The 14,722-nt window shown below is 49.3% G+C and carries 15 protein-coding genes and 2 pseudogenes; 10 read left to right on the top strand and 7 right to left on the bottom strand.

All coding sequences use genetic code 11. The features are described from left to right. Positions 1–3: 3 nt before the first annotated feature. The 4 genes from Pan241w_RS00510 to Pan241w_RS00495 all read right to left on the bottom strand — a co-directional run bounded on the left by Pan241w_RS00510 (position 4) and on the right by Pan241w_RS00495 (position 3,406). Positions 4–1,092: a type II secretion system F family protein gene (locus tag Pan241w_RS00510; RefSeq protein ID WP_145209358.1), complete on the bottom strand. Its 1,089-nt coding sequence runs from the start codon at positions 1,090–1,092 to the stop codon at positions 4–6. A gap of 79 nt (positions 1,093–1,171) precedes the next feature. Continuing rightward, on the bottom strand, positions 1,172–2,389 hold the full coding sequence (locus Pan241w_RS00505) for a GspE/PulE family protein (protein ID WP_145209354.1): 1,218 nt from the start codon (positions 2,387–2,389) through the stop codon (positions 1,172–1,174). Then, positions 2,389–2,838, bottom strand: coding sequence for a hypothetical protein (locus tag Pan241w_RS00500; protein WP_145209352.1), 450 nt, complete (start codon positions 2,836–2,838; stop codon positions 2,389–2,391). Before Pan241w_RS00500 ends, Pan241w_RS00505 begins: the two co-directional genes overlap by 1 nt. Next, positions 2,831–3,406: an RNA polymerase sigma factor gene (locus Pan241w_RS00495; RefSeq protein ID WP_198000240.1), complete on the bottom strand. Its 576-nt coding sequence runs from the start codon at positions 3,404–3,406 to the stop codon at positions 2,831–2,833. Before Pan241w_RS00495 ends, Pan241w_RS00500 begins: the two co-directional genes overlap by 8 nt. Positions 3,407–3,802: 396 nt before the next feature. Between Pan241w_RS00495 and Pan241w_RS00490 the strand changes: the two genes are divergently transcribed. Continuing rightward, positions 3,803–4,324, top strand: coding sequence for a shikimate kinase (locus tag Pan241w_RS00490; RefSeq protein WP_145209349.1), 522 nt, complete (start codon positions 3,803–3,805; stop codon positions 4,322–4,324). Positions 4,325–4,383: 59 nt separating this feature from the next. Further along, positions 4,384–5,427 (top strand): 3-deoxy-7-phosphoheptulonate synthase, encoded by a 1,044-nt coding sequence (locus tag Pan241w_RS00485; protein WP_145209346.1) that lies wholly within the window; start codon positions 4,384–4,386, stop codon positions 5,425–5,427. Positions 5,428–5,462: 35 nt separating this feature from the next. On the opposite strand, the gene Pan241w_RS00480 is transcribed toward Pan241w_RS00485, so the two are convergent. Further along, positions 5,463–7,439, bottom strand: coding sequence for a tetratricopeptide repeat protein (locus Pan241w_RS00480; protein WP_145209343.1), 1,977 nt, complete (start codon positions 7,437–7,439; stop codon positions 5,463–5,465). 210 nt (positions 7,440–7,649) lie between these two features. On the opposite strand from Pan241w_RS00480, the gene Pan241w_RS00475 reads away from it, so the two are divergent. Continuing rightward, the gene (locus Pan241w_RS00475) at positions 7,650–7,814 is read left to right on the top strand and encodes a hypothetical protein (RefSeq protein ID WP_198000239.1); all 165 of its coding nucleotides are present in this window, start codon (positions 7,650–7,652) and stop codon (positions 7,812–7,814) included. Here the strand turns inward: Pan241w_RS00475 and Pan241w_RS00470 are convergent. Then, positions 7,780–8,577: a transglutaminase domain-containing protein gene (locus Pan241w_RS00470; protein ID WP_145223106.1), complete on the bottom strand. Its 798-nt coding sequence runs from the start codon at positions 8,575–8,577 to the stop codon at positions 7,780–7,782. The two genes, Pan241w_RS00475 and Pan241w_RS00470, sit on opposite strands and share 35 nt — an antisense overlap. A 347-nt stretch (positions 8,578–8,924) precedes the next feature. On the opposite strand from Pan241w_RS00470, the gene Pan241w_RS00465 reads away from it, so the two are divergent. From Pan241w_RS00465 to Pan241w_RS00445, 6 genes and pseudogenes are all read left to right on the top strand, one after another. Next, the gene (locus Pan241w_RS00465) at positions 8,925–9,359 is read left to right on the top strand and encodes a secondary thiamine-phosphate synthase enzyme YjbQ (RefSeq protein WP_145209341.1); all 435 of its coding nucleotides are present in this window, start codon (positions 8,925–8,927) and stop codon (positions 9,357–9,359) included. A 1-nt stretch (position 9,360) separates the two neighbouring features. Then, positions 9,361–9,525, top strand: a complete 165-nt coding sequence (locus tag Pan241w_RS29210) for a hypothetical protein (RefSeq protein WP_198000238.1) — start codon at positions 9,361–9,363, stop codon at positions 9,523–9,525. A gap of 60 nt (positions 9,526–9,585) precedes the next feature. Further along, positions 9,586–10,431: a maleylpyruvate isomerase mycothiol-dependent enzyme family protein gene (locus Pan241w_RS00460; protein ID WP_145209338.1), complete on the top strand. Its 846-nt coding sequence runs from the start codon at positions 9,586–9,588 to the stop codon at positions 10,429–10,431. 128 nt (positions 10,432–10,559) lie between these two features. Further along, positions 10,560–10,846: pseudogene (locus tag Pan241w_RS00455) on the top strand (YjbQ family protein); the annotation flags it as partial. 369 nt (positions 10,847–11,215) lie between these two features. Next, positions 11,216–11,581: pseudogene (locus Pan241w_RS00450) on the top strand (contact-dependent growth inhibition system immunity protein); the annotation flags it as partial. A 49-nt stretch (positions 11,582–11,630) separates the two neighbouring features. Further along, on the top strand, positions 11,631–12,098 hold the full coding sequence (locus tag Pan241w_RS00445) for a DUF6314 family protein (RefSeq protein WP_145209332.1): 468 nt from the start codon (positions 11,631–11,633) through the stop codon (positions 12,096–12,098). 180 nt (positions 12,099–12,278) lie between these two features. Here Pan241w_RS00445 and Pan241w_RS00440 read toward each other — a convergent pair whose 3' ends face one another. Beyond that, positions 12,279–13,031: a class I SAM-dependent methyltransferase gene (locus Pan241w_RS00440; RefSeq protein WP_198000236.1), complete on the bottom strand. Its 753-nt coding sequence runs from the start codon at positions 13,029–13,031 to the stop codon at positions 12,279–12,281. 463 nt (positions 13,032–13,494) lie between these two features. Between Pan241w_RS00440 and Pan241w_RS00435 the strand changes: the two genes are divergently transcribed. Then, positions 13,495–14,721 carry an AI-2E family transporter gene (locus Pan241w_RS00435; RefSeq protein ID WP_145209326.1) on the top strand — a complete coding sequence of 409 codons (1,227 nt, stop codon included), beginning with the start codon at positions 13,495–13,497 and terminating at the stop codon, positions 14,719–14,721. Position 14,722 lies beyond the last annotated feature (1 nt).

Genomic DNA, 14,722 nt, shown 5'->3' with positions numbered 1-14,722 from the left:
ACTTTATGGATTCGCCAATTGTTTAAGCATATCGGAGAATGGGAGAAATAATACCAGAGAATAACATAAAACCGTTCCCCCGCCGATAATGGTTCCCGTGAAGATCGGAAATAACACTCTGAACCAACGTGTATAGTGTGCCGCCTTTCTCCGATACATATCGGCAGCATTTTTCAAAGCCAGACTGAGCTCGCCTTGATGATTTTTTGTCGTCAATAACCAGGTCAGCAATGGAGGCCAGCCATACATTTTTGTAGTGTCACCCGTTTCAAACCGAGAGCTTAAATGCCGTTCTGCCATCAGGTTTGCCGATTTCACTAACTCATCGTCACCGGTTGCTTCCGCGGCCAGCACAATCGATTCAGCAAACGGAATGTTCTGCTGAATCAGCAAAGACATCAGTTCTGAAAAATTGCCATAACGATAGTAGTTGGCAATTTTCTGAACACCGGGGATCCACCCGATCAGGCGGCTGGTCCCTTTGAAATTCAATAACTGGGAACTCCCCGTTCGCATCCATAATATGACAAAGACAAACAACAACAGCGGCGGAACCAGGCCCCAATACATCACCGTTGATTCCATTTGATTTAAAAACTGGAGGGGTCCCGGTTCACCCAGTCGAAAGACCTCATAAGCAACGTTGAACCGCGCAAGCATTTCAAATAAAAATACCAGAAATAATCCATAAGCCAGGCTGAAGACGATCAGCGGATAGACCATCGCCATCCCGATCTGACGTCGTAGATGAAACAGCTCCCAGGCATAGTTTGACATCTCTTCCAAAGCGACCGTTAACTTTCCGGATTTAATGCCTGCTTCCACGATCACGCGATACACCTTGGGAAACCGAGATCCTTCTGATTCCATCGCTTCCGCCAGAGAACTGCCCCGTTCCATTTTGTCGGCCAAACTGGTACTGATCTTACCCAGTCGATCCGGCAGCTCATTTCCCATTTCACGCAAACCAAGTTCCAGCGGAATCCCCGCCTGAACCAGAGAAATCATCTCTTCATTCAAAGCGATCAGTTCATCCAGTTCGAATCTGGTTTCGTTTGTCGCGCTAGATTCTGAATCGTCTCTTGAATTCATGTGCCTACTCTCTTAGTCAGAATCGATCGTTTTTTCTGATGTGATGTCCTCACCTTTAAATTGAGGAAATGAACGTCTCTCACTGTTCCAGACGCGTCATTCCCAGAACCCGGCGTACTTCTGCAGGACTGGTGTTCCCTCTGTTAACCGCTTCCAATGCGCGATCCCATTGTGTTCGCATTCCCGATTGAATCGCCAGTTGATGCAGTGCACTCGCGTCGGCTTGATTCAAAATCGCATTTGCCACATCCACCTGATTCGGCTGCAACATTTCAGTCAGTACAATGCGGCCCGTGTATCCGGTCTGGCCACAGTCTGCACAACCCACTGGTACTTTCCATTGTTCGACAGGCAGTCCCAGCCGCTCTTCTTCTGCATTGGAGAACGTGGCACAGGAACAAAGACGCCGTAATAATCGTTGGCTCAAAATCGCGAGTAACCCGCTACGCAGCAAATAAGGCTCGATGCCCATATCAGACAGACGACTCACCGCTTCTGTCGCACTCCCCGCATGAAAGGTCGTCACAACCAGATGACCGGACAACGAAGCCTGGAATACAGTTTCCGCCGTTTCGCGATCCCGAATCTCGCCGACCATAATTACTTCCGGGTCCTGTCTCAGCAGCGACCGTAGCCCCAGTGCCATATCAAAACCGGCAGCCGGATTCACCTGTGATTGCGCGACTGTAGGAACCACGACTTCGATCGGGTCTTCCAGCGAAGCCAGACTCCGCGTCCCTTTTGACTGCCGAAGGATCTCTCGCAGACAGGCATAGATCGTGGTGGTTTTCCCACTGCCTGCGGGCCCCGTCATCAACACCACGCCTCCGGTCTGTGTCAGTAATCGCTTCAGTTCACCAAGTATTTCCTCGGGTAGATTCAGGCTCTCGAGATGTTTGTACTGCCCTGAACCGACAAACAACCGCACAACCACTTTTTCTCCGTAGAGTGTGGGGAAAGTGCTGATCCGTGTTTCGACAGCCTGCTCCCCCTGTTGACGAATACGGCCTTCCTGAGGTACATCGGTACGATACGTTAATAATTGCGAGATCACTTTCAATCGCGAAGTGATGCGTGGAGCCAGCTCATGCGAAAAATCGGAGATATGATGCAAGACGCCATCAATTCGCCAGTCCATCCGCATCCGGTCTTCGGTGGGCAGGAGATGAATATCGCTGGCATTGACAGATTGTGCCTGCGTTAAGATGAAATCCACCAACTCAGTGACGTATTCCGGGTGATTCTCCGGTTTATCAGGCAACTGTTCCTGGAACCGTTGGGACAATGTCTCCTGCATCAATCGCCTCGATGAAAGATCTGCTCGATTGTACCCGCACGCTCATTCCGAAATCGAACAACGGCATCAACGAGCCCCCATTCACCAGATTGCTTCAGAGTCGCCTGCACGGAATTCCAATCGGTCTTGATTACCTCGGGCCGCCTGGCGGCTGTCGAAATTCCTAAAACCTCACTGCTCTTCACATAAATGGTTTTGGACCAGCCTGGAGTCGTATCAGCAGCCACTGTGGGTGCCTGCTTTGAATCCCGCGTGAGAAAGAACGTCCCGGCTGTCAGTAAAACCGTGCCGAGGACAACCAGACTGCGGCGGCATACTTTGCGAGACCGCGCCTGCCGCGCGGCATCCAGCACTTGCTGACGATGACCACCCCGCAAGGGAACGCCAGGATCAGCAGCCGCCTTCAGTAACTGCTCTTCCAGAAAATTGTGATCTTCAAATTCAAACATTAATATCAATATCCTCATGCGCCATAGGACGCAGGTAGTTGTCTAATTTTTGGAGTGCATAACGATAACGACTGGCCACGGTATTCGGCGATTCATCCAGCACACTTGCGATTTCCGCAAACGTCATATCTTCCCAGATTTTCAAGACCACGACTTCAGACTGATTCGTGGGAAGACGCTTCAATGCATTCCTGATGACCTGAGCCTGATCATTCTCTTCTACAACTTCGGAATCACGTGACCAGAGCTGTCTGCACTGCGCAAAAATCTGTAATGGTTTTCGCTTCTGCAGAATTCGTAAGGCTTCGTTTCGCGTGACTCGCAATAAATAGGCCCAGGGTTGTTGTGCGGTTGCCAGGATTTTGGGTTTCATAGCCATCCGCACCATTGTCGCTTGAATCGCATCTTCGGCATCGGGAGTATTTTTTGTCACTGTCACCGCATACCGCACTAAGCGCGTCGCCGTCAAATCGTACAAAGAACCCAATCGATCCACGCCATGATCCTGCAGATCATTGGCACAGCATCGGATCCTCGCAGCAAATTGAGCCGGTGATAGCTTATCCACGATTGATTTCGATTCTTCAAGCTTTAGAAAACTCAGATCATCGTTAAAGAACCATAACGACGATATCCTAACAGAACTGTTAAGATTTTTTGACGAGTCAAATTCCTGTGAAATTTCCACAAACGCCAATTCAACACTTGTGTTGGTCTCAATCAGAAAACAACAATTTAATTTCAGCAGAAATCTCACATCGTTCCTATTAGAACTGATTTGCGATAATATTTGTTTTCCTTTTCTCCAAATTTTTGTTGATTTTTTGAAACAAGACTGAACATTTAGCGCAAGCTATTGTCAAATAAACAGATACAACTTTTATGTTTTTGCGACTCAACTATTCTCAAGACCTGCTGAGCCCCTTCCCCCCGGGTGCTCCCCTGGCCTGTGGGGAGACTGATCATGGCATCTGAGAATCACCCTAGCCGACAAGGCGTCGTCCTGATCGGCATGCCCGGCTCCGGAAAATCGACTGTCGGGAGACTACTGTCTGAACAGACAGGTCTTCCCTTCCTCGACACTGATGCATTAATAGAAGCTGGCGAGTCGAAACGGCTCGCAGAGATCATTGCCGAACATACCGCAGAAGGGTTCCGCACGATTGAGTCGTCGTACGTTCAATCGATTCAATCAGCAGGATCCGTAATTTCTACCGGAGGAAGTGTCTGTTATAGTCCTCAAGCCATGCAACATCTCAGCTCTCTTGGTACGATAGTCTGGCTGGATGTCTCCCCGGATGTGCTGGAGCAACGCTTTTCAGACGCCTTTGAGCGGGGCGTTCTGATTGAGCCGGGTACAAGCCTCTCAGACTTGTACCACAGCCGATTCCCGCTCTATGAAAAATATGCGCAACTAAAAATCGAGGCCTCCCTGTTGACCCCTCCGGAAATCGTCTCCCAGATCCGTCAGCAACTGGCACTCTAAATAGAACAAACACGAGAAACTGATTCTGATCACTTAAGTAACGAAAACGATTAAAAACGATGCTTCCCATTCAAAACGTCAATGTGCATGATTCCGTTCGCCTGGTTGCCCCGCAGGAACTGAAAGACACATACAAACGCACTGAAAAAGTCACCCAAACTGTCAGCGAATCACGCGAACAGATTAAACACATCCTGTCGGGTGAAGACCAGCGGCTGATTGTCGTCGTCGGCCCCTGCTCGATTCACGATCCCAAAGCCGCCATTGAATACGCCCAACGTTTAAAAGCACTCTCTGATAAAGTGAACGACCGGCTGTTTCTGGTCATGCGAGTCTATTTCGAAAAACCCCGCACCACAGTCGGCTGGAAAGGACTGATCAACGACCCGCACCTGGATGGCACATTCGATGTCTCCTCCGGCCTGAAAATCGCCCGCCAGTTATTACTTCAGATTGGCGAGCTGGGTCTCCCCGCAGCCACAGAAATGCTGGAACCGATTACGCCACAGTACATCGCCGATGCGATTTCCATCGCCTCGATCGGCGCCCGCACTACCGAATCACCCACTCACCGTCAGATGGCCAGCGGACTCTCGATGCCCGTCGGCTATAAAAACGGAACCGACGGCAGCCTGGATGTCGCGCTCAACGCCATGCTTGCTGCCCAAAGTCCGCATAGCTTTCTGGGAATCGACGCCGACGGCCAGACCTGCGTCATCAACACCAAAGGCAATCCCTGGGGCCACCTGATCCTGCGCGGCGGTCGCTCCGGCCCAAACTATCAACAGGAACATCTGGAAGCCGCCAGCAAAAGTCTCGAAGAAGCCGGCCTCTCCCCCCGCTTCATGGTTGACTGCAGTCACGCCAATTCCAACAAAGACTACCGCAATCAAGGCACAGTCTGGAACAACGTCATCGACCAGCGCGTCGCCGGCAACGACACCATCATCGGCTTGATGCTCGAAAGCAATCTGCACGCCGGCAACCAGAAGCTGACGGAAGATCTCAGCCAGCTCCAGTACGGCACCTCCATCACCGACGAATGCATCGACTGGGAAGAAACCGAACAGTTGATTTTATCCGCACACGAAAAACTGGCCTGAGCAGGCTCTCGATTGGTATTGCCACAAATAAAGTTTCACTGAGCCTGAACGGCTTTTAAAAGGCGTTCGGCCATCTGCTTCTCCTCTGGCGTGAATGTTTTTTTCAACGGAGTCACGATATCCATTTCTGCCGATTGCTGTTGCACTTTGGTGAGCGGTTCGCAGGCCAGCGGCATGACTGACATTTCCAGATCGACTCGATAATTTGTTGTTTTGTCCTTTGATATGAAATCGAGTGCTTTACCCAGAAGAGTAATTCCTTTTGTTTTATTACCGTTTCTCAGCATTTTTGAAGCAATCCAAATGAAAGAATCCGCTTGCTCTGATTTGTCTTTAATCTGTGAAGCAACCTCAAACGCATCATCCGTGTTTCCTGCTTCAGACAGGCGAGCTGCGACCAGAGTCAGTGCGGAATCCCTTTGCTCGTTTTCATTAATTTTTTGAGCAATGCTGAGTGCCTCTTCAGTCTCTCCCTTACGGGCTAATTCATTGGCAATACGTATAAGTAACCTGGATTGAATGATCGGATATGGGATCATATCAATAACCTGTGTTGCTGATCCCAAGCGATCTGCTTTAACAAGATGAACGACAATACCATCCGGAAACGAGTCCCGGAGAGGGTCAATTTTTCCCAGATCAAGAAGCTGCTGGACTAATGCCAATGTTTGCTCTCCATTACCCGATTGAGCAGCGCCTATGGTTAGATACACCAGTGCAGATTTTTTATAAAATTTTCTTTCAGCCGCGTTCTCTTTCTCTCCTATCGAGTAAATGACTCTCAGTGCCCGTTCATAATCACCTGACTTGCTGGCAATATTAGCCGCAATGTTCGCGAGCGCAGCAAATTTGATCGTACTATACTGGATTGACGTGTATTGAATTTTGTTTGCAATTTCAATTGCCTTCTCATAATCGCCAGAGTCTTTGGCTATCGTCTCTGCAATCCTTTGCAGCTCGTGATTCCTGGATTTTAGGTTTTCAATCTTGTTTGCTATTTCGAGCGCTTGTTTCACATCACCGGATGCCACTAATGCGACGATCACAGACTGGTATGCTACCACGGCAGCAAAATCGTGATCCTTAATAAATTTGGTGAATTCCAATGCGCGTTCGTACTTTCCCCCTCGTGCGTATGCATTGACTAACTTGGTCAATAACTGATCTCTCCTGGTCATCAAACGATCTACTTTAGTCTGGTCATCGACTTTTTCATGCATCTTATCAACTGATTTGAGTAGTTCGAATGCCTGCCGGGAATTACCCTCTTCAAAATAGACCATGGCCATCGCACACAGCGCCGCCCCCTTTTGATTCAATTGCGGAATCTGTTCCACGAACTCCAATGCCTGTTGCTGCTTTCCATCTCGAACGAGCGACTCGGCAACGCTTTCGTTAACCCGTATCGCTGAACCCTCATTCTTCAGCTTTTGAATTGCCTCGACAGCCTTTGATATTTTTCCAGCATCAATCAGTGCGAAAGCGATCTTTTTAAAGATCGGGTCGGTCAATGAGAGGTTTGTGAAATTCTCTGCTGTTTGAATTGCTGACTCGATTTCTCCCAGTTTCAGAACTGTTTTGATGACAGATTCCTGTGTACTGTTCTTTCCGACCAATCCATCTGTCTTAGCAATCAATTCCAATGTTGGCTCCAAAGTCTTCAGAGCCTGCTTTTTTTCACCCGCCGCAAGTTGTGCACGGGCAATGTCATTTAACATTTGGCAATGCAGGTAAATATGTTTCTCTTGCTTCGCCATCAGCAACGCCCACTCCGTTGGTGTCTGCCACTGGTCTGCAGCGAACGCTTCAGGATCTGGGCTACAACCGATACACCAGCCTGTCGACAGCAAAATCAAAGCGAGTTGTAACAGGAAAGGGAGAGCCGTTTTTCGTTCCGCTCGGCATAGTTCCGAAGGCAGTATCATCTGGAGAACCTTATGTCTACGGGCTAGATCAATTGTCTGTGGAGAAGATTTTTGTCTGAATGCAAGGCGACAAGCCTGCCAAATCACACGTCAACCGCCTTCTGATCTATTGTACTATAAAGTCGCAAGATCAAACGAGGCTTTCCTGCTGTATTCGAAGTAGAAATATCTAATTTCGAATATAGATAACTTCGCGAGTACTGCACCGCATCATTACGGCACTGCTGCCATCTGACATCGTCCGACACATGTAGTATGATCGCCAGCATCACTTATCTTTTGGAGAAGAGCAGAACAATGAAAACGCTCACCAAAGAACTCTGGATGGACATCCCCCAGCGTCGGCAGATCGTGTCAATTCACGAAGACGATGTCGAATATCTAGTCGACGGGAGTGGCGAACAGAACCGCCTCATACGCGTCACCATCAATAAACGGGTGCCGGGATCTGCTCGATGCTGACTTGCATTTGTTGCAAATCGACCGGGGTGCCGAATTGAGTATAGATTGCCACATCAGCAGCATCTCGTCCATAGGCGATCGCCACACGCCCTCCCTGCAAATTATCCTGAGTCGGATCAAACACGTACCACCGACCGCCAACATAGGCTTCGAACCAGGCATGCAGGTCCATTGGTTCCAGTGTCTCCAGATAACCCACAACCATACGAGCTGGAATCGAGAGTGCTCGGCAGCAGGCAATCCCTAAATGGGCCATGTCACGGCAGACAGCCTGCGTTTTCTCATTCACTTCACACGCGCTGATAATTTCCTGTCCTTCGCCGGGGGCGTACGTTATGGTTTCGCGAATGTAGTTGACGATCTTTGCACACTGGTCATATCCCGGAGCAACTCCTTCAACGAGGGAGGAAGCCATCTGCGAAAAGCGATCTGATTCACAATACCGGCTTGGTAACAGGAAAGGGAGCGTTTCATCGGGTAACTGTTCTACAGGAATAAAGTACGCTCCGGGAGCTGAATCCGAAACGTCTGCAACCTGGATATCAAACGATGTTTTGATCGAAAACTCTCCGGCAGGCGCCACCAGTCGCTGGCAGAGATTACCGAACGGATCGGTGAATTCGACGGCAGAGACGCTGGGTGTCAAAACATATTGTTCACGACCCACCCATTGCTGATTCCCGCTGCGGGGACGCAACATGAGCAGGAAAGGCGTGTCAACGGGGATATCGAATTCAAGCAAGCAGGAAGCATGTAGCCACATCACAAATCGTTTCCATAAGGATTCAGAGTCAATGAATGAAGGAGACGCAATCAATCTCAATTCTTGCCAGATTCGAGGAGCGTTTCGAATCAAGAGACTGCTTTGAATAGCCGCCCCGGTGAATCAATGCCGGGGAACAGTGAGCGCGCTCTTATTATCACAGGCCGCGAATCAAAAGATAGTGCCTGAATCCAGACAATCCATTTTTTCGAATAATTCAACTCCAGGACATCAACGCCGCAAAACGTTAACGAACACTGACTCCACGATACAAAGTTGATATAATGGCTTGTTTCCCGAACCACTCAATACTCGGAGTCACCAAATTTGTGGAGTAAATTTGCGACATGAAAACACTCACCAGAGAACTCTGGATGGATATCCCAAAGCGTCGGCAGATCGTTTCTATACACAATGATGTTGAAGATCTGGTCGCAGAAAGCGGCATCCAGGACGGCTTGGTGCTCGTCAACGCGATGCACATCACCGCGTCGGTCTTTATCAACGACAACGAATCGGGACTGCATGCCGACTATGATCGCTGGCTAGAACAACTGGCTCCTTTCGATGCGGGCAGTGATCCCAATTCGGGCGGGTATCTGCACAACCGGACGGGCGAAGACAACGCCGACGCCCACCACAAACGCCAGATCATGGGCCGCGAAGTCGTCGTCGCCATCACCGACGGTCAGCTCCACCTGGGACCGTGGGAACATATTTTTTATTACGAGTTCGACGGCCGACGACGGAAGCGGATTTTGGTGAAGATTATTGGGGAGTAACATGAATACCTCCCGGTTGTGTGCCTGGAGAACCCGATACACCGTTCGGGTGCTCTGCCTGAATGGAGATGAACTCGATTTCGACCAGTTCGTTTGTGGAATACTTCTTGCCGGTCGGAACGTCATGCTGGTTATCACCGACAAAGTCCTGCGAACCTTTTCTTGACACCGATGTCGAACAAGAACACGTCCCTCTAAGCACAGTGACAGCGAAGGAACCTCTACGATGAGCCAGTCGCCTATCATCGCTACCCCGCTTCTCGAGGATGTCCTCGACGAGTTGCACTCCCTTTTGCGATCCCTGAGACCTGATGAATGGCATCTGCCGACCGTATCTTCGGAGCGGTTGGTGCGAGATATTGTCGCCCACCTTCTCGATGGCAGTGTGCGGCGACTATCCATGCAGCGAGATCGTTATACTTCGCCACCCCCAAATGGCCCCAATCGGGGTGAGACTTTGCTGGACTATTTGAACAGGCTGAACAACTCATGGGAACAGGCAACTCGACGGCTCAGCCCTAACATCATAATCGATCTACTTGAAGTAGCGGATCGGCAATACGTTGAGTATTTCAAGAGCCTCGACCCGTTCGGGCAAGCATTCTTTCCCGTTGCCTGGGCAGGCGAAGAGTCTTCATTGAACTGGTTTGACGTGGGCAGAGAATACACGGAGAAATGGCACCATACACAGCAAATTTTTCTTGCAACGGGCCGAGAGAGTACGATCACTGGAAGAAGACTGTATCACCCTTGCCTGGATTTGTTCTTGCGAGCATTGCCTTACACTTTCAACGACGCTATCCCCACGGAGGGGACGAGTGTTGTTGTCGAAGTGACTGGCGCAGCCGGTGGCCGATGGCAGATTGTTCGGACGAGCGACCGTTGGATTGCCTCTGAATCAAGCAAAACTGACCCAGTAGTGCATGTGACCATCCCACAGGATTGTGCCTGGCGCGTATTCACAAAGAGGCGAACGGCTGACGAACTCCTCGCACAGTTTCCCCAGATCAAAATAAATGGCGAAGATTCCCTGGGTCGCACTGTTCTTGAAATGGTTTCGGTCATGGCATGATCTGGTGAGCGTTGCCTTTTGACCTAACTCTCGGTGTAAGGCCATAGATGGTTTGCCTTTGTTTCATGTTGCCGGTTGATGGCTTAATCGGCTTCACCGGAGACTTGACTGCCTGAACTACGGGTCGAAGCAGTTTCAACAACGATATTGAATCAGGGCTGCATGCCGATTATGATCGCTGGCTGGAACAGCTCGCCCCTTTGATGCGGGCAGTAACCCCAACAGCGGCGGGTATCTGCACAACCGCACGGGCGAAGACAATGCCGACGCCCACCACAAACGCCAGATCATGGGCCGCGAAGTCGTCGTCGCCATCACCGACGGACGGCTGCACCTGGGACCGTGGGAACACATTTTTTACGAGTTCGACGTCCGACGACGGAAGCGGATTCTGGTCAAGATTATTGGGGAGTGAGAATGAGAGGTCAGTTTGACACCCCCTGCAAATTTCCTGCGAAAGTGCTTGCCAGTCTTCGTCCCGGGTATCTGACTGTGTTCATTGGGTACGGACTCGGCCTGGCTGACGGAGGCATTCCGCATGAGGTTCCGATTGATAACATACCTTTCGACCTTCGATTGCCAAATTCGGAATTCATCGCAATCATAGACCGGTCTAATGGTCAAATCATTGGAATTGAACGTTATCACTGAGTAATTCCTGTGACAACAAAAGCCGGTGTGTGACATAATGTGCCTGGGGAACGTGATCGGAGAGTGAACCATGAAAACCAATTTCGACCGGCGGAAAAGCCTGCAGGACCTGTAGGGAGAAGACTGGGGAGAACCAGACTTCGAATCGTCTCTTGTGATCACCTGCCAGCGTTTGCAGCGAGTCCCCCTTGAGGACTTCACAACAGAAGATCTGCGAATTATGATCGGCCAGCAGATCAGTTTGTCCTTTCTTGTTCCACTGGCTCTTGAAAAACTAGATGAAGACCCACTGGCGGAAGGTCACTGTTATCCTGGTGATTTATTGAACGCCGTACTGGGCATCCCCGAGACATTCTGGAACTTGCACACCGACAAGCGGGAAGTCCTGCGTCGAGTCATTACCCAGGCAAAAGAGAGACAAAGCTCACTGGAAGAAGAGGAAGCAGAAAATATCCGTGAAATTTTAGCGAGCATGCCAAGCTCACTCATCAACCCTTAACTGGAGATTCCTCATTTAACAATCAGGGACAGATGGTGAAAGCATCCTCATGAATACGAACTTAGACTTACCGACTCTCTGGAACCGACTGGCGGCTGTCACATCGCTCACGTTCACCGCGCAGTCGTTTGATTCGGGCAGTGGCTGGAATGGCACGGGGAAAGGCACTGTGGAAATTGAACACTCCACTCCAGAATCGATGTTGTTTCATGAATCCGGCTTGTGGACGCAGCAGGCAGGAAAAGAGCTCCATTTTACAAACGTCTATCGCTGGAGTGCATATCCCGACCAGAAACGGTTACGGCTGGAGCACCTGCGATTCGGAACCATGCATCCGGTCTATCTGTTTGAGTTACAACAGATCACAGCCACTCGTTGGGAGTCAGTTGAACCCCACGTCTGTCGCGAAGATCTGTACTCCGCCAACCTGAGTTTGGAAAATGCCCTTTTGTCGCTGGACTGGACGGTCAAAGGAGCGACGAAAAACGAACGTATTTCTTATGTTTATGTTGAGTGAACTGGCACCTTTTACATTGATGCATTTTGGTAACTGTCACGCAATCTGTTTTGATTGAGAGTAGCTAAATATTTCTTTCACTACTGTTTGAAAATCGAAAAGCGACGCTCATGTTTGCAGATAAAGTCTGTCATTAAGACGATTGTTTCACGTCATCCAGATCTTACTTTTCTATCGATTTCAAGCTGTCTTACGTAACTCCATCTCCTGGCTTGGTTTCATCCGATACAAGCCAGTACAGCCGTAGAGTCCATAAAACTCAAATTTGTCTGGATCCAGTCCCTCTGTCACTGCTTGGTAGACGCCATAATCATGAGCCTCTGGATCAGAGTTTCTTTGATCATTGAAATCATGAAACAGGCAAAAGCCGCCGGGGACCACCAAAGAGTCTAATTCACGGCAGACACTAAATACCGGGTCATATTCATGTGAATGATCGATAAAGGCAAATTCAAACTGTTTCCCTTCGGCCTTCAAAGCTTTGACTGCCGCGGTTCCTTCGTTGCAGATATTTGTGACTCCACGATCTAATTTTTTCTTACGCAGATGATATTTCGCTTTTTTCACACATTTCGGACTCATATCAATGCTGTAAATGTGCTTGGACCATGGGGATTGACGGGCCGCTTCTGCTAAAATCGTTGTACTTAACCCGTGATATGAACCGACTTCCAAGATGTCTCCCTGGACAAAATAGGCCATTTCATACAATTTCAAAGCATCAGCCCTACGGAGCCATCCCGGAAACATTTTTCTCAAACTCCACCAGCTTTTTTCTACTTGAACTAAGTCATCTTCATTCACCGGGCACTCAGCATAAACGGCGTGGGATGAGTCAATATAGGCCCCGGGGAAATCAAAGGTGGGAAGATATTCAGGTAATGTCACACCAAGTTGATCTAATTCCGGAAATGATTCTGGATGCTTATTCATCTTTATTCGATTCTTCCCTTGTAAATCAGTTATCTGGATTGTCGTGTGATTGACTTTGGCAGAGAACAGAAACATTGACCGGATCAATTAACATATCCACATCATCACAAAACACGGAATCCTATCATTTCACCATTACCTGTCAATAAGAATATTTGATCTGACATTGGAAGTAGGTTCGATGAACCTGTTTTCAGGATGTTAGTGGTCTGCTCGATTGAAGGCTCAACAAGCAGGCTGATCGATCAGAGACCGCTTTCCTGATGCTTAGTCTCAATTTTGTAATCAAATACAGACTCTTTGCTGTATAAAACGCGAACTATTTCAGATCGATGAGAGTTCCATCGTTTTGGCACACCCTTTGCGAATTGTTAACTACCACCAGGATTATCTCAAATCAACGTTCTACTGATACCTGGCGTGGGGAAACACTTTATAGCCGTGCCTTGAATGAAGTTAAAAAATGAATCCTGATGAAAATCGAAACAATCTAAACTCGGTGATTCTCCGAGCAATCACAATCCTGGTGGTGCTCATCGCGTTCGCAGCCGGGTTCGTGATTACCTGGGAAATTGTGCTTACGCTCTTTCTGGCGGTGTTGTTCGCAGTCTTCCTTAACCATGCCAGTCTGAAGGTGAGCCAGTGGCTGCCTCTCTCTCGAAAAGGGAGTCTGGCGGCGGTCGTAGTGGCTTTGCTATCTATTTTCATTGGCGTCAATGCGTTTTTCTTCACACAGATCAATCAGCAGATAGAACAGGCAGACCAGGAGATCGACCAGGGTGCCCAGAAAGTGCAAGAGTGGACTGAGCAATATCCGTCAGTCAAATCGGCAATTCAGTCGACTCCGTTTCTGGCCCAGATTATACAGCCCAGCCATGCAGATCCATCGAAACAACACTCAGATTCATCCGCGCAGTCAGACAAACAGACTTCAGAAAAAAATCAAGCGGAAAAGACGGCATCCGACAAATCGTCTGCAACCTCAAAGCCGAATCTGAATTCATTACCACAGCCGGCAAAAAAGGCCGCCTCTCTGGTGGGGCAGATGTTTAAAACTACGTTCGGACTGATCGTCAACAGTCTGCTGATCTTTTTTGTTGGGCTTTTTCTGGCAGTATCGCCGCAGTCATACCGGGATGGTACAGTGCTGCTGGTACCTCCGGCGCGCAGGGAACGCATTCGCGATTTAATGAACCAACTCAGTGAGACACTCTGGCAATGGCTCGTCGGTCGATTTGCCTCCATGCTGGTAACTGGCCTGGGAGCGTCAGTGCTTCTGTTCCTGATTGGCGTTCCCATGGCCGGGACTCTGGGTGTGATGACGGGGCTGCTGACGTTCATACCCAACATTGGTTCGTTGATCGCATTCCTGCTGGCCATTCTCGTGGCGCTGTCGAACAGCCCCACAACAGCCGCGCTGGTAGTCCCCACGTATGCGGTTTTACAACTGGTAGAGAGTTACCTGGTGACTCCCTTAATTCAGCAAAAACAAGTCTCGCTGCCTCCTGCACTGTTGATTTCTTTTCAGGCCATCATGGGGGTTCTGTTTGGTTTCCTCGGCGCCGCCGTCGCTTCGCCGCTGCTGGCAGCCAGTAAAGTCGTGGTGGAAGAACTCTATGTAAACGATTATCTGGAAGGCCAGAAATCTTCGTCACAACAGAGGTTGGACAACACGGAACAGGCCGCGTAAC

This window comes from Gimesia alba, assembly GCF_007744675.1.
Lineage (GTDB): Bacteria > Planctomycetota > Planctomycetia > Planctomycetales > Planctomycetaceae > Gimesia > Gimesia alba.
Note: the sequence above shows the minus strand (reverse complement) of the source record. Positions and strands in the feature narration are given on the sequence as shown.

What these genes read in the sequence shown, in the direction of transcription:
- Pan241w_RS00505 (WP_145209354.1), bottom strand. Translation starts at nt 2,389, where the DNA reads ATGCAGGAGACATTGTCCCAACGGTTCCAGGAACAGTTGCCTGATAAA.
- Pan241w_RS00445 (WP_145209332.1), top strand. Translation starts at nt 11,631, where the DNA reads ATGAATACGAACTTAGACTTACCGACTCTCTGGAACCGACTGGCGGCT.
- Pan241w_RS00440 (WP_198000236.1), bottom strand. Translation starts at nt 13,031, where the DNA reads ATGAATAAGCATCCAGAATCATTTCCGGAATTAGATCAACTTGGTGTG.
- Pan241w_RS00470 (WP_145223106.1), bottom strand. Translation starts at nt 8,577, where the DNA reads ATGTGGCTACATGCTTCCTGCTTGCTTGAATTCGATATCCCCGTTGAC.
- Pan241w_RS00490 (WP_145209349.1), top strand. Translation starts at nt 3,803, where the DNA reads ATGGCATCTGAGAATCACCCTAGCCGACAAGGCGTCGTCCTGATCGGC.
- Pan241w_RS00485 (WP_145209346.1), top strand. Translation starts at nt 4,384, where the DNA reads ATGCTTCCCATTCAAAACGTCAATGTGCATGATTCCGTTCGCCTGGTT.
- Pan241w_RS00510 (WP_145209358.1), bottom strand. Translation starts at nt 1,092, where the DNA reads ATGAATTCAAGAGACGATTCAGAATCTAGCGCGACAAACGAAACCAGA.
- Pan241w_RS00475 (WP_198000239.1), top strand. Translation starts at nt 7,650, where the DNA reads ATGAAAACGCTCACCAAAGAACTCTGGATGGACATCCCCCAGCGTCGG.
- Pan241w_RS00460 (WP_145209338.1), top strand. Translation starts at nt 9,586, where the DNA reads ATGAGCCAGTCGCCTATCATCGCTACCCCGCTTCTCGAGGATGTCCTC.
- Pan241w_RS00465 (WP_145209341.1), top strand. Translation starts at nt 8,925, where the DNA reads ATGAAAACACTCACCAGAGAACTCTGGATGGATATCCCAAAGCGTCGG.
- Pan241w_RS29210 (WP_198000238.1), top strand. Translation starts at nt 9,361, where the DNA reads ATGAATACCTCCCGGTTGTGTGCCTGGAGAACCCGATACACCGTTCGG.
- Pan241w_RS00500 (WP_145209352.1), bottom strand. Translation starts at nt 2,838, where the DNA reads ATGTTTGAATTTGAAGATCACAATTTTCTGGAAGAGCAGTTACTGAAG.
- Pan241w_RS00435 (WP_145209326.1), top strand. Translation starts at nt 13,495, where the DNA reads ATGAATCCTGATGAAAATCGAAACAATCTAAACTCGGTGATTCTCCGA.